Genomic DNA, 13539 nt, shown 5'->3' on the forward strand with positions numbered 1-13539 from the left:
CTTGCCGTCTCGCTCTCTCGCTGACGACTTGTACATCTTACCACCTCATTACCCAAATGTCAACACTTTTTTTGAAAAAATTTTCATTTTTTTCAAATTACAACAATATTCACATAAACCATTGAATATATATATAGTTTTTGTGTAAAAAGTACGAGCAAAATTTGCTCGCATGTATAATGTATATATATAATATATACTTGAATTAATATAATTAATTTGATATAATATTAAAACACTTTTATAAGGAGGTTGAGTTATGCCAATCAGAATAGATAATGAATTACCCGCAAAACAGCGACTTGAAATTGAGAATATATTTGTGATGAGCAATATGCGTGCAGACACGCAAGATATTCGACCGCTTAAAATATTGATACTCAACCTGATGCCTACTAAATTGGAAACAGAAACACAGCTGCTTCGACTTTTGAGTAATTCTCCGCTTCAGGTTGATGTGGAATTTTTGCAAGTTGCAACACACGAAGCAAAGAATGTTTCAAAGAGCCATATGGAAAAGTTCTACGAAACATATGATGATGTTAAAGACAGAAAATATGACGGAATGATAATTACAGGTGCTCCTGTTGAGCAAATGGAATTTGAAGAAGTTGACTATTGGAACGAACTTTGCAAGATTATGGAATGGAGCAAAACGAATGTTTACTCTACATTTCATATTTGCTGGGGTGCGCAAGCAGGACTTTACTATCACTACGGTATAAAGAAATATCCGACAAAGAAAAAGATTTTTGGCATCTTCCCACACAAAAGCCTTGATGAAACCCATCCTTTGATGAGAGGACTTGACGATATCTACTATGTGCCGCATTCACGACACACAGAAATAAAAACGCAAGATATTGCACAAGTCAAAGATTTGCAAATTCTTTCTTATAGTGATATGGCAGGTATTCATATTGTTGCAGATATGGATTGCAGAAAGTTCTTTGTTACCGGTCACAGTGAATACGACAGAGATACACTTGCAAGAGAATACTTCCGTGACAAGGAAAAAGGTTTTGATATTGACATTCCATACAATTACTTTCCTAATGACGATTGCAAATTAACTCCTCAAATGGAATGGAAAGGCACGGCGAACATCTTATTTAACAATTGGTTGAACTACTTTGTTTACCAAAAGACGCCTTATGATTTGAATACATTATAAAAAAACGCCTCTTGATGACACACTTCAATTCATCAAGAGGCATTTTTATTCATATAGTTTTGCGATTTGCTGAGCACGCTCTTTAACTGCATCGGCAAGATATTGAGGTTCGAGCACTTTTGCTTTGTTTCCAAATGACATAAGCCACGAAACGAGTCCATCGGACACGGCAACATCAACCGTTGTTTCAAAATGAGTGCTATCATAAGCAATAAGCGGAACTTTAGCGCCAAATCTATCCATAATCTGCTCACGAAGCTCAAGGTCGCACATAATTCGAACCTTATCGGAAGCACCGCTGAACATATTGAACATCTTGCTTGAATAATCTGCAACATCGAACACTTCCTTATATTCGCTGACTTCATAAAAAGGTCTTACAGGTTCATCAAGAGTTTGCACCTTTCTTATACGGTCAACACGAAGGTTCATAATATTATCGTACTTTTGATTATTGCAAAGCAAATAATAATGGTCTTCTTTCCAAATGAGTGCATAAGGAGAAACGGTAAATGTTTTTTCGGTATAGTTCTTCCTATTCTCAACATCTATATTGCGACGCTTATAGAAAAACTTAACCTTTTTCTTTTCTTTAATAGCAGTGTGGAGTGCGTCAATAATATAATAGATTTCCTCATTATCACACTTTGTATTTGGGTCGATATAAACCTGCGTTACAATAGAATTAGCTTGATTTTTTGACACTAAAGATTCGAGTTTTTCAATAAGTCCTTGAGTCTTTTTAGGTGTTATAAATCCGGCAGATGTTACAGCATCAATAAGCAAACGCACCTCCGGAATTTCAAACTTTCTGCTTGCCATAAAAAATCCGCCATTGGTCGGTGATTTTATAGAAACAATATCATATCCGATTTCTTTTAAAGTTTTTACATCGGCATAGATTGATTTTCTTTCACATTTTATACCGTCATTTGCAAGCATTTCAATAAGTTGACTTGTTGAAAGCGGATGTGCCTCATCTGAAAACTCATCAAGATATTTAAAAACAAGAAGCGTTTTTAGCTTTTTTTCTGCCATAAATATTTCCCCTTAACATTTTCTATGGCATAATTATATCACATTTTACCAAGTTGTTCAACTATGGTACTAAAAATCGGACAACAATCCCCTGCACCTGACTTTCCGTTTTCTGTCATAATCACAATTACATATTTGGGTTCATCATATGGATACAATCCTACAAACCAAGTGTTTAGTTTTTCAACACCGTTTTCATATTGACCCGTTTGAGCCGTTGCGGTTTTGCCGACAGAACCTTTATCACCGTGCATAATTATATGCGCCGTGCCGTCTGTAACAACATATCTCATATATTCAATCAGTTTGTTGCAAGTATTTTGTTTTAAGACTTTTTTCTTTGGAGGATAGGAAACATCGTTTTTATCATTTTTATTATTAACATTCGACATAACAAGTTTTGGTTGAGCAAAACGACCGTTATCTGCCACAGTACAAATTACCGAGGCTATTTGCAATGGAGAAGCAGTGAGTTTGCCTTGTCCAAAGCCGAAAAGAGACAGTTCGCCCTTTGACAACAATTCGTATTCAGTAGGAAGATTTCCGTTTTTAATCTTCCAATCAGCAAACAATTCGGTATAATCGTTGAAGCCTAATTTATTGCAGGTATCAAGCAATTTTTCACTTCCGAGAACATTTGCAAGATTCACAAAATAGCAATTACAGGAATTGGCAAGTGCTTGTTTCAAATTTTGAGCCATATGAATATGATTGTTTTGGCAAGAATATTCGGTATCGCCAACCCTAATACTGCCCTTGCAATTATAATTAATTTGCACATTGTTTTCGAGTGCGCATACTGCGACAACAATCTTGAACACAGAACCGACAGAGTACTGACGAAAAGCCTTGATAATATAACTGTCAAACGGCTTATTTACACAAGCAAGAATTGAATGGTCATCGGTATTCATCACGACAACGCATCCACTTTTCATTTTTGATGAAGCGTCAATGGCAATTTGTTGAATTTTTTTATCAATTGAAAGGACATAACCCTCGGGAGAATCGTAGTTTATATTTTCAACCATACCGCTGTCACCGTCAAGAAGTCTGCCATTTGCATCAATACTGAAAATCGCAGTGCTTTTGCCAATTTCTTCACCTGTGTGGTTCAGCAATCCGTTTGACTGCTTTGCAATTATTTGATGAAGATTATTATCAGCGTCATATCTCTTATATACCTTAATTGATTTGAGCGTTTGTGACGGATACTCATCAAGCAAACGAACAACAGGCTTTCCGTTTTTCAATTCATTAATAATTTCTTTTTTCTCGGATTTTGAAAAAATCTTTTCAAGTTCGCCGATTGAACGAGGGTTTGGACGAATAACAGCAACATATTTACAGCTGTTATTTGTTGCAACAATTCCTGTCCGATAATAAAGAGTCGGCTGTTTGCGGTCAATCGTAATTGAATATGAGTTTTTACCGCCCGATACAACATAGTTTTTACTAAAAATTATATAGCCTATTCTTCCGCAAATTCCCAAAAACAGCAGACATACAGCAAGAGAAAACGACATAATTCTCTTATACATAACAACAACCCCTTTGTACTATTTATGTACAAAAGGGTTATTGTTTATTTGCGTTCAACTCTGAAAATTGCATCGGGTGATATTTCTTTCTCACACTTAAAGGAATATACATCTGTTGCCTTGTTTGCAACATCAACGAACTCCTCGTCTTTTTCATTGTAAAGTTCTTCTACCGTAATTTGATACGGCATCTTGAAAGGCTCAACTACTTCAAGGGTATCGCCTTGATAAAAACGATTGCGTTGAGTTACTGTTAGCCTGCCGTTTTGTTGGCTCTTATAAAGTGCACACACGTCCCAATTACGAATGTATCCGCCTGTGTTGAGCACCTGACCGTTTTTGATTGGACCAAAATTAAAGCCTGTTGTGTATTCACGATGGCTCATCTTTTCCATTTCATCAAGAATCCATTGTGACGGAACAAACTCTGCCTTTCTGCCCGAAGCAAGATATTCGTCAATAGCATGACGATAGGCATATGTAACAATAGCGGTATAATATTCACTCTTTGCTCTGCCCTCAATTTTAAAAGAATCTATGCCCGCACGGTCAAGCTCAGGGATATGGTCTATCATACAAAGATCACGAGAATTGAAAATATAAGTGCCGTTTTCATCCTGATTAATTGGAAAATACTGTCCCGGTCGAGTTTCTTCAACAAGATGATATTTCCATCTGCAAGGCTGTGCACAATCGCCTCTGTTAGCATCTCTGCCGACCAAATAATCCGACAAAATACATCTTCCGCTAAATGACATACACATAGCGCCGTGAACAAAAACCTCAATTTCCAAATCGGGATTGGTTTTGTCACGAATAGTTTTGATTTCGTCAAGTGAAAGTTCTCTTGCTGTAACAATACGCTTTGCACCCATTTCATACAATGCATTTGCAGCGGCATAATTGACAATGCCGACCTGCGTTGACATATGAATTTCGGTATCGGGCGCATATTTTTTTGCTAAAGATAGTACGCCCACATCAGCAATAATAAGCGCATCAACACCGATTTCGGCAACATATTTAAGATAATCAGGCAATGCACCAAGTTCATAATTTCTTGGCAAAGTGTTGCAAGTCAAATATAATCTTTTGCCTGCGGAGTGAACAATATTCACTGCTTCTTTTAATTGGTTGGCGTTAAAGTTTGAAGGATTTGTTCTCATTCCGAACATTTCTCCACCGACATATATTGCGTCTGCGCCAAACTTTACTGCTAATTTTAATCTGTCAATATCTCCTGACGGAGAAAGTAATTCTAATTTTTGATTCATGTTAATATTCCAAATAAGGTGCGTAAGTTCTAACTTTCTGTTTAAATTCACTGTATGTTTTTGCAGTGTACATATTTCGTTTTGTATCATGGAAGAAGAATTTTGCAGAAGTTTCTTTTGGATACAATGCGGCATGAATTGCTGTTAAGCCCGGATTACAAATAGGGCCTGCCGGCAAGCCGACAACAGTTGATGACGAATTAGTGTTATAATAAGTCATATAATATTCCGATGTATGCGACGAGGTTGACGACAAATTAGGTGCAACCTTGTTTGTGATGTAGTCGGCTGTTGACTGACAACCGAGAGTCGGGAAATTTACGGTATCATCCAAACGATTATAAAGAATGCCCGCAATGGTTTTCATTTGGTCATCATTTGCAGCTTCCTTTTGAACAATAGATGCAATGGTCATAATCTGATAGATTGAATAGCCCATTTTTTCTGCTCTTTGTTTATATTTTTCTGTAAATCTGGCATCGCCGTTTTCAAGGAATTTGCGAACTGTACTTGAAGCGCTTTCATTAATGAAGAACTCGTAAGTATCAGGGAACATAAATCCTTCAAGTCTGTATGGAACAGAATCGCTTGCTTTGAGATTTGTTACAAGAGAGTATGGAAAATCCGTTGACTGAATAACTGACAAAAGCGCTGTTTTATCACAAACGTCATTTTCTGACAGTTTGTTTACAATTTCAGGGACAGTATACCCCTCAGGAAATGTCAAAGTTACGGTTTCGCTTGATGAAGTGTTACCTTTGAGTGTTACGAGCATACCCTCAAGTCCCATTTTTCCGTTGAGATAATATACACCGGCTTCATACGGGCCTCCGAGTGGCTTACTTTTGATAAGGCTATCTCTGAGTTTAACAAAAAACTTGCAGAAATTCTTGCATTTGATAAGTCCCTTATCAGAAAGAATATCAATTGCTTCATCGGCATCTTCAATCTTTTGAGAATAAGACACGGTTACATTTGATTTTGTCTTGGTAATAGCAAAAATATCATTCATACAAAAGATTGCATAAATAGAAACAACCACCGACACGCAAATAACAATGATAAAGAAAAGATAGGTTGAGCCTACACCGCTTGACGACTTTTTCTTTTTTCTTGCATTTGTTTTGGTCGGAGTGTTATTTGTATGTTTAACAGGAGCACTCTCGCTGTTTGAAAAATAGAAATCAGGGTTGTTCTTATTTTCATTTGAGTTAAAACCGAATTTATCCATTTTTCCCTCCGTTTGTTTTTATTATATCATTTTCAGTAACGATAATGTCCGCTTTTTTATCGTACATATCTGTTGGTACTTTTTTTACAATAAGGCTATTATAACACAAACCAACAGAAATTAAAGAGTGAATTTGCAAAAATCTGTCATAATACCCTTTTCCGTAGCCAAGACGATTGCCGTTTTTATCAAAGCACAGACCGGGCAATATAATAACAGCGTTATCAAAAGATGTAATCTTTTCGCATTTTTCAAGCACAGGTTCACGAACACCGAACGACTGAATCCTCAAATCGTCAAAATCGGTTATGTAATAAAAATCCATATTTCCGTCGTTATCAACGCAATAAGGCGCACCGACTTTTTTGCCCATATTGAGCAAAGCGGTGACGATTCCGTCTGTGCAAACTTCATCATCAAGAGAAAAATAACACAAAACTGTGTCGGCATTTTTTATTTCGTCAAGCGACAAAAGATTTTGTGCAATAAGGCTGTCTTTTTCAGCTTTGTTCTCAATAGTTTTTCGCTTAGATTTTATATATGAGCGAAGCTCTTTTTTATCTGCACTGAATTTGGCTTCTGATTTCATTTGAAAGCTCCTCTGTGCGAAGTTGTTTTATGATTTCAAGACCGAAGTCAACTGATACGCCTGCCCCTCTTGCAGTGATATACTTGCCGTCTGTGACAACGTATTTATCGGAAAGCGTAGCACCCTCAAGAGCGTTTTCAAATCCGGGGAAGCAAGTAGCTTCTTTTTCTTTCAAAAGTCCCTTGTGTCCGAGAATTGACGGAGCAGCACAAATTGCACATATAAACGCATTTGTGTTATTTGCATTATCAATGATTTTTTGCACAGACTGCGAATTTTCAAGATTAAGTGTGCCCGGCATACCGCCAGGAAGCACAATAGCTTCTACATCGTAAAAATCGAAGTCATCAATCATCATATCGGTTTTGACTGCAACACCGCAAGATGATGAAACAATCTCGCTTGTAACTCCGACGAGTTTAACCTCAACTCCTGCACGGCGAAGCATATCAACCGGTGACAATGCCTCGATAATTTCAAAACCGTCTGCTAAAAATACATAAACCATAATTATTCCCCTTTGTTTGAAAGCACAAGCGGTGTGTCAAGCGAGCAGCCTGCATAGAGATACTCGTCAACCAACTCCTTGCACTCATCAAATTTTAATTTATCAACAGAATACTCAAAGTTCAATCCTTGCCTTTTATAGTATTCAATTAATTTCTCGTTAGCCGGAATAAGGCACACTTCATCAAATTCTGCAATACAATGCTCGATGAGAGCACTCATATATCCTTTTTTTCGGCAACTTTGTGTTGTGCAAGCCGCATAAATATAATGCGACTGTTTGCCGTCAAGAGCACAATCAACAAGATACAGCATACTGACTGCTTTTCCATTTTTAAAATATGCAAAGCATCTTGCGTTTTTTATATTTTCAATAAAAAACACAATATCTTCCTTGCTGTCACCGAAAGCTTCATTCCATAACGGAACAATATCATTTGCGTTTTGTGTTATCTTAATCATTATAAATCGCCGTACACTTTTCAAGCCAAATTTCGGGATGATAGGATTGCTTTGCTTTGCGGAGTCCCTCAATACCCAAATCTTCTTCTCTGTTTACATACTCATACTGCATAAGGCAGTTTTTGGTAAATTCCTGATTGATGATAGGATAAGCTCCAATCATATCGGCAGGTGCTTTTTCAAAATGAGAAACGAAGCAATGAGCGTTCATTTGCGGCTCACCGAGAGTGTAAGCGATAACTTCGCCGTTAACTCTGATAAGACCGCCAACCATATCAAGCTCGTCAAAATACTCAAAAGCCTTTTTTACTGCCTCGAATTCCCACGAATAATCTTCATCATCGGGGTCTTTGTTTTCAATCCATTTCGAATGAAGCGCAAGACATTCATCTATATTATCCTTTGAGATTTTTTCAAACGACCAATCGGGATTGTTTTTCTTAAAATTAGTTATATGATTACGTTTACCGTGATACTTCTTGCCTGAAAGAGAAGCCATTTTTTCAGTTGAATAAATATAATCGTTATTGCCCTCGTCATATTTATAAGTAAATTTGCCTGTGAAAGCCTCCTGCATAAGACCGAGATAGCCCTCGGTAATGCCATAAATAACAGGAGTTTCACCATTTGATTTTGCATATTCAATTATTGCAGAAACAGCGTCGGTAAAATCACCCTCGCCGAGCGGCAAAGAATAATTAATATCATTGTCATTGCCCCATCTGCAAATCAAAAAATCTTTATATCTGCAAATCTCCGTTGAATATGCAGAGCTCCAAATAAATAAATTGCCAAAAGTGTATTCGCAATTCATACTGTTTGCATGGGCAAGGCAATCGTTTACCCATTGTTTATCTGTGATTTCAGGCTTTTTAAAATCAAGCATTGTTAATTTCCTTTTCTACAATCTGAACGATTTTGTTGTGTATAACATCAATCGGCAAAGGATTTTCACCGTCTGAACATTCAACAATAGCCCAGCCTTGTTTTTTGGCGGCATAAAGTGCAGATTTTCTGCAAGCATTGAGAAATGCCACATTTGCCTCGTGAACATCTTTTTTGTTTTCATCGCCGTTATAGCGTGAGGTCATAAGCCTTTGAGAAATTTCAACAGGCATATCGAGAAAAATTACAAGGTCGGGACAAGGAATTCCGATTTTGTTATACTCAAAATCCTCTGACCATTCAATATATTCATCCCACTTGCTTTCATCAATCTTTTCTGTTTGATAAATAAGATTTGAAGTTGCGTATCTATCGGCAAGAATAAGTTTTCCGTTTTCGTAATCCTCTTTCCATTTCAGTTTGAAAGAAGCGAAACGGTCAACGGCATAAAATGCAGACGCGGCATAAGCGTTTACATCTGAAGCGTCCGTGCCGAATTCTCCGCCAAGATACATATTTACAAGCGTGCTTGACGGACTGTCATAATCCGGAAGTTTAATCTTTTTGTATTCAATATTATTTTGAAGAATATATTTTTCAAGAAGGTCGGTTTGGGTAGATTTTCCGCTACCGTCCAAACCCTCCATAATAATTAGTTTTCCCATTTTTTCTTTTTTCTTTCAAGATGTTCTTTTGTTCCGTCAGGACGAACAATATATGTGTTTTCAAGCTGACCGATGAGGCTCGCTTTATATGAATTGATATATTCCTGTCTTAAAATCGCCTGTTCTTCCTTTTCCTCCTCGGTGAGTCCCTCAGGAGTTTTGGATTTGTGAGCAAGCTCATTTATTCTTTTAATTTTATCTTCTGTCATTAGTCTAAAAAGTCCTTTAATTTTTTACTTCTTGTTGGGTGGCGAAGCTTGCGAAGTGCCTTAGCTTCAATCTGACGAATACGCTCACGAGTTACATTGAATTCCTTGCCGACTTCTTCAAGTGTTTTTGGATTTCCGTCCTCAAGACCGAAACGAAGTTTAAGCACTTTTTCCTCTCTTGGGGTGAGAGTTTTAAGCACCTCTGCAAGTTGCTCCTTAAGGAGGCTCATAGATGCGGCATCAGCTGGTGCAAGAGCATCGTCATCAGGAATGAAGTCGCCGAGATGTGAATCTTCCTCCTCACCGATAGGGGTTTCAAGTGATACAGGTTCTTGTGAAACACGTATGATTTCTCTTACCTTATCAACAGGAAGTTCAAGATAATCAGCGATTTCTTCAGGTGTTGCTTCATGACCGTTAAGGTGAAGAAGTTGTGACTGTGCTTTCTTTACTTTGTTGATGGTTTCCACCATATGAACTGGGATACGGATTGTTCTTGCCTGGTCGGCAATAGCTCTTGTGATGGCTTGTCTAATCCACCATGTTGCATATGTTGAAAACTTAAAGCCCTTTGTGTAATCAAACTTGTCAACAGCTTTGATAAGACCTAGATTGCCCTCTTGAATAAGGTCAAGGAACTGCATACCTCTGCCCACATATCTCTTTGCGATACTAACAACCAAACGAAGGTTTGCTTCTGCAAGACGCTTTTTTGCATTTTCGTCATCATCTGCTATTTTCATAGCAAGTTCAATTTCTTCCTCGGCTGTCAAAAGAGGAATTCTTCCGATCTCTTTAAGATAAACCTTTACCGGGTCATCCATCTGAGCGCTGTCGTTTACGGCAACAGAATCGGCGGCGTCTGTTTCCTTTGGAAGGTCAACTTCAAGAGAAATACCGTCAAGTGCTTCTGATGAGAAGTCATCAATAATGCTGATATTATTTGAATCAATTTGGTCGTTAAGCTTTTCAAGTTCATCAACATCAAGGTCAAGTTCAACGATAAGGTTGTCGATTTCCTGTGCTGTGAGGTGACCTGCCTGCTTGCCCTTTTCGATTATTTTTTTAAACGCATTTTCTTTCTTTTCAGCTTCTGTCATAGGTGCTTGCTTTTTTTCCATAATAATCTCCTCGTGTTATGTATTCTTTTTATTGAAAAAGTTTCTGAAATCATCATCATTCATTTCAGAGGTACTTTTTGAATTTTGTTTTTTGTACTCTTTATCAATTACATTGATGCAATCGGTAAATTCCTTTTTGGGGTTCGAGCTGTTCTGCGAAGCCGAAACAAGGCGTGTAAACTTGCCCATTTCATCATCTGTGAACACTTCGTTGAACATTATCAATTCAAGCGATAAGTTATCCCTGATTCGTTGCAAAACGGATTCATAAGCCTTTTTATAAAAGCCTGCCGTGAATTCGTCGGGACTTAAATCCTTGCACAGAGAATAGCAATCGGGATAAGTCATAAGAAGTCCGATAACTCTTGACTGCGCCTTGAGCGACACGGTTGAAGTATCGGCCTCAAAACTTTCCTTGCGAGTTTTACGCAAATCGTCATCAATGATTTTATTATACTCTCGCTTTTTTCTGCCCTTTGCCACACGAGTGCTGTATTCAACAAGCTGTGTTTGAAGTGCTCTCTTTTCAATTCCGAGTTCATCGGCAAGACGGGACAAATACAAATCCTGTTCAATCGGCGTTGCATTTGCAAGAATCTTTACAGCCTCGCCTGCAAACTGACTTTTACCTTGAGTGGTTTGAAGATTGAAGCCTCTGCGAAGTTTCATAATTGCAAACTCAACCTCATTTGACGAATTTTCGAGCATATCGGCAAACCGTGCCCGTCCTACATTTTTTATAATTTCATCAGGGTCTTTGCCACCGCTGAGTGTTGGTATACTTATTTCAATATCGACCTGATCAAACAGCGAAATAGCTTTGTTAAGTGCTTTTTGACCTGCCTCGTCGTTATCATAAACAAGTATGATTTCCTTTGCATATCGGGAAAGAAGCCTAACCTGCTCATTGGTCAAAGCAGTGCCACAACCTGCAACAGCGTTTGTAAATCCTGCTTGGTGCATAGCGATGACATCCATATAACCTTCACATAAAATCAGGCTGTCATTTCCGCTGTCTTTTGCATAATTAAGACCGAAAACCTCATTTGTTTTCTTGTATGCCAAAGTATCGGAGGTGTTGATATACTTCGGTTTTGAATCGTCAAGAACACGACCGCCAAAAGCAATAAAATTGCCCCTGACATCAATTATAGGCGTCATAACACGGTTTCTGAAATAATCGTAATATCCCTTTTCGCCTTTTCTGACAACACCCGCCGCAAGCATATCGGAAACATTATATCCCTTTGATTTGAGGTGCTTCAACAGCTCGTCCCACTTATTTGGAGCGTAGCCCAAACCAAAATGGCGAATAGTCTTTTGAGAAAGTCCACGATTCAAAAAATACTGCAAACCGACCTTTCCCTGCTCGCTCATCATATAGTTGTGATAAAACCTTGCGGTTTCTCGATTGATTTCCAAAACAGTTCTGCGTTTTTTTGACAGAGAATCATCGTAGCCGTCATCGGGCATTTGCATACCTGCTCTTTGGGCAAGAACCTTGACGGCATCGATATAGTCAAGATTTTCTATCTTACGCATAAAACTTACGCCGTCGCCGCCTGCTCCGCAACCGAAGCAATAAAAGCTCTGCGTATTTTCATAAACGGTAAATGACGGAGTTTTTTCATTATGAAACGGGCACAAACCGACATAGGTATTGCCTCGTTTTTTGAGAGAAACATAGCTTGAAATCAAATCAACAACATCTGTTTTAAGCCGAAGTTCCTGCAAAAAGCTATCCGAAAGTGACGGCATAATCAAAACTCCTTTACGTAAATTAAAACATATAAATTATTCTATCCAAAATTTAGGAACATATAACTGATTGAACACTTTGACAGAATAATTATCGCTCATACCTGCTATGTAATCGCACACGGCACGGTCAACTCCCTCTTTTTCGGCAATGCCCACATACTGTTCCGGCATTTCTTCGGGTTGCTTTGAATAATGATCATAAATCTGCTCAAGCATTGCAACAGCTTTAACTTCTTCGCCTTTGCAAACAGGATTTTTATAAACAGCAACAAACATAAAGTCGTGCAAATCGTTGAACAATTCCCAAAAGTCATCACTCATAAGAATTTTTTTGTCATCGGTATTTTTAATTACATTGAGCACCATATTGTTAATACGCTCGCTCTTTGTCATACCAAGGCTCATTCTTATATCAAGAGGAATGTCCTCCTCATTCATAACACCTGCTCTTATAGCATCGTCTATATCATGATTGATGTACGCAATTTTGTCCGCAATGCGAATAATTTGACCTTCAAGGGTGTAAGAGTCTTCGCCTATCGTATGGCACAAAATGCCGTTCCTCACTTCTTCGGTTAGGTTCAAACCCTTGCCGTCTTTTTCCAAAATATCAACAACACGAACACTCTGCTCATAATGTTTAAACCCGTTTGGAGATAGCTTTGCAAGTGCTCTTTCACCTGCGTGTCCGAAAGGTGTATGACCCAAATCGTGACCGAGTGCGATTGCCTCGGTTAAATCCTCGTTGAGTTGAAGTGCACGGGCAATAGTTCTTGCAATTTGCGAAACTTCAAGAGTATGTGTAAGTCGGGTTCTGTAATGGTCACCTGACGGAGCAAGAAACACCTGGGTTTTATGTTTCAATCGTCTAAAAGACTGTGAATGAATAATTCTGTCACGGTCACGCTGAAATGCGGTTCTTATTTCACATTCGGGTTCTTCTCTCAATCTGCCCTTAGTTTGCGATGAAAGGCACGCAAGCGGTGACAAAATTTTCTTTTCGTTTTCCTCGGAAATTTGACGAATACACTTTTCCATTTTACTCTCTCCTTTCGACAAAATATAACTTAAAATTTCTATCC

General features: G+C 38.2%; 14 protein-coding genes. 1 reads left to right on the forward strand and 13 read right to left on the reverse strand.

All coding sequences use genetic code 11. From position 1 onward, the window contains the following. The first annotated feature begins 259 nt into the window (after positions 1-259). Positions 260-1174 carry a homoserine O-succinyltransferase gene (metA, locus tag Q0E03_RS00005; protein WP_297127825.1) on the forward strand — a complete coding sequence of 305 codons (915 nt, stop codon included), beginning with the start codon at positions 260-262 and terminating at the stop codon, positions 1172-1174. A gap of 45 nt (positions 1175-1219) precedes the next feature. Here metA and Q0E03_RS00010 read toward each other — a convergent pair whose 3' ends face one another. From Q0E03_RS00010 to Q0E03_RS00070, 13 genes are read right to left on the reverse strand one after another with little or no spacing between them, the layout of a single operon-like run. Next, the gene (locus Q0E03_RS00010) at positions 1220-2212 is read right to left on the reverse strand and encodes a YafY family protein (protein ID WP_297127828.1); all 993 of its coding nucleotides are present in this window, start codon (positions 2210-2212) and stop codon (positions 1220-1222) included. Positions 2213-2250: 38 nt separating this feature from the next. Further along, a complete protein-coding gene (locus Q0E03_RS00015; RefSeq protein ID WP_297127831.1) occupies positions 2251-3753 on the reverse strand; it encodes a penicillin-binding transpeptidase domain-containing protein in 1503 nt (500 codons plus the stop codon). A gap of 44 nt (positions 3754-3797) precedes the next feature. Continuing rightward, positions 3798-5027, reverse strand: a complete 1230-nt coding sequence (locus tag Q0E03_RS00020) for a U32 family peptidase (RefSeq protein WP_297127834.1) — start codon at positions 5025-5027, stop codon at positions 3798-3800. 1 nt (position 5028) lies between these two features. Continuing rightward, complete coding sequence (mltG, locus tag Q0E03_RS00025; protein ID WP_297127837.1) at positions 5029-6258, reverse strand: endolytic transglycosylase MltG; 1230 nt, start codon at positions 6256-6258, stop codon at positions 5029-5031. After that, positions 6251-6847, reverse strand: coding sequence for a 5-formyltetrahydrofolate cyclo-ligase (locus Q0E03_RS00030; protein ID WP_297127840.1), 597 nt, complete (start codon positions 6845-6847; stop codon positions 6251-6253). The genes mltG and Q0E03_RS00030 overlap by 8 nt, the downstream gene beginning before the upstream one ends. After that, positions 6816-7355: a DJ-1 family glyoxalase III gene (locus tag Q0E03_RS00035; RefSeq protein ID WP_297127843.1), complete on the reverse strand. Its 540-nt coding sequence runs from the start codon at positions 7353-7355 to the stop codon at positions 6816-6818. The genes Q0E03_RS00030 and Q0E03_RS00035 overlap by 32 nt, the downstream gene beginning before the upstream one ends. A 2-nt stretch (positions 7356-7357) precedes the next feature. Further along, positions 7358-7816: a GNAT family N-acetyltransferase gene (locus Q0E03_RS00040; protein WP_297127847.1), complete on the reverse strand. Its 459-nt coding sequence runs from the start codon at positions 7814-7816 to the stop codon at positions 7358-7360. Further along, complete coding sequence (locus Q0E03_RS00045; protein WP_297127850.1) at positions 7809-8702, reverse strand: DUF2156 domain-containing protein; 894 nt, start codon at positions 8700-8702, stop codon at positions 7809-7811. The genes Q0E03_RS00040 and Q0E03_RS00045 overlap by 8 nt, the downstream gene beginning before the upstream one ends. Continuing rightward, positions 8695-9366 (reverse strand): deoxynucleoside kinase, encoded by a 672-nt coding sequence (locus Q0E03_RS00050; RefSeq protein WP_297127853.1) that lies wholly within the window; start codon positions 9364-9366, stop codon positions 8695-8697. The genes Q0E03_RS00045 and Q0E03_RS00050 overlap by 8 nt, the downstream gene beginning before the upstream one ends. Further along, complete coding sequence (locus Q0E03_RS00055) at positions 9354-9575, reverse strand: DUF896 domain-containing protein (RefSeq protein ID WP_297127857.1); 222 nt, start codon at positions 9573-9575, stop codon at positions 9354-9356. Before Q0E03_RS00055 ends, Q0E03_RS00050 begins: the two co-directional genes overlap by 13 nt. Beyond that, positions 9575-10696 (reverse strand): RNA polymerase sigma factor RpoD, encoded by a 1122-nt coding sequence (rpoD, locus tag Q0E03_RS00060; protein ID WP_297127860.1) that lies wholly within the window; start codon positions 10694-10696, stop codon positions 9575-9577. Before rpoD ends, Q0E03_RS00055 begins: the two co-directional genes overlap by 1 nt. Positions 10697-10711: 15 nt before the next feature. After that, a complete protein-coding gene (gene dnaG, locus Q0E03_RS00065; RefSeq protein WP_297127863.1) occupies positions 10712-12454 on the reverse strand; it encodes a DNA primase in 1743 nt (580 codons plus the stop codon). A 36-nt stretch (positions 12455-12490) separates the two neighbouring features. Next, on the reverse strand, positions 12491-13495 hold the full coding sequence (locus tag Q0E03_RS00070) for a deoxyguanosinetriphosphate triphosphohydrolase (protein WP_297127866.1): 1005 nt from the start codon (positions 13493-13495) through the stop codon (positions 12491-12493). Positions 13496-13539: the final 44 nt, after the last annotated feature.

The organism is uncultured Eubacterium sp., from assembly GCF_934525195.1.
Taxonomy (GTDB): Bacteria; Bacillota; Clostridia; order Oscillospirales; family Acutalibacteraceae; genus Eubacterium_R.

Coding starts and splice junctions, on each gene's coding strand:
- Q0E03_RS00020 (WP_297127834.1), bottom strand. CDS start 5,027: ATGAATCAAAAATTAGAATTACTTTCTCCGTCAGGAGATATTGACAGA.
- Q0E03_RS00010 (WP_297127828.1), bottom strand. CDS start 2,212: ATGGCAGAAAAAAAGCTAAAAACGCTTCTTGTTTTTAAATATCTTGAT.
- Q0E03_RS00015 (WP_297127831.1), bottom strand. CDS start 3,753: ATGTATAAGAGAATTATGTCGTTTTCTCTTGCTGTATGTCTGCTGTTT.
- Q0E03_RS00040 (WP_297127847.1), bottom strand. CDS start 7,816: ATGATTAAGATAACACAAAACGCAAATGATATTGTTCCGTTATGGAAT.
- Q0E03_RS00050 (WP_297127853.1), bottom strand. CDS start 9,366: ATGGGAAAACTAATTATTATGGAGGGTTTGGACGGTAGCGGAAAATCT.
- Q0E03_RS00035 (WP_297127843.1), bottom strand. CDS start 7,355: ATGGTTTATGTATTTTTAGCAGACGGTTTTGAAATTATCGAGGCATTG.
- dnaG (WP_297127863.1), bottom strand. CDS start 12,454: ATGCCGTCACTTTCGGATAGCTTTTTGCAGGAACTTCGGCTTAAAACA.
- rpoD (WP_297127860.1), bottom strand. CDS start 10,696: ATGGAAAAAAAGCAAGCACCTATGACAGAAGCTGAAAAGAAAGAAAAT.
- Q0E03_RS00055 (WP_297127857.1), bottom strand. CDS start 9,575: ATGACAGAAGATAAAATTAAAAGAATAAATGAGCTTGCTCACAAATCC.
- Q0E03_RS00045 (WP_297127850.1), bottom strand. CDS start 8,702: ATGCTTGATTTTAAAAAGCCTGAAATCACAGATAAACAATGGGTAAAC.
- Q0E03_RS00070 (WP_297127866.1), bottom strand. CDS start 13,495: ATGGAAAAGTGTATTCGTCAAATTTCCGAGGAAAACGAAAAGAAAATT.
- Q0E03_RS00030 (WP_297127840.1), bottom strand. CDS start 6,847: ATGAAATCAGAAGCCAAATTCAGTGCAGATAAAAAAGAGCTTCGCTCA.
- mltG (WP_297127837.1), bottom strand. CDS start 6,258: ATGGATAAATTCGGTTTTAACTCAAATGAAAATAAGAACAACCCTGAT.
- metA (WP_297127825.1), top strand. CDS start 260: ATGCCAATCAGAATAGATAATGAATTACCCGCAAAACAGCGACTTGAA.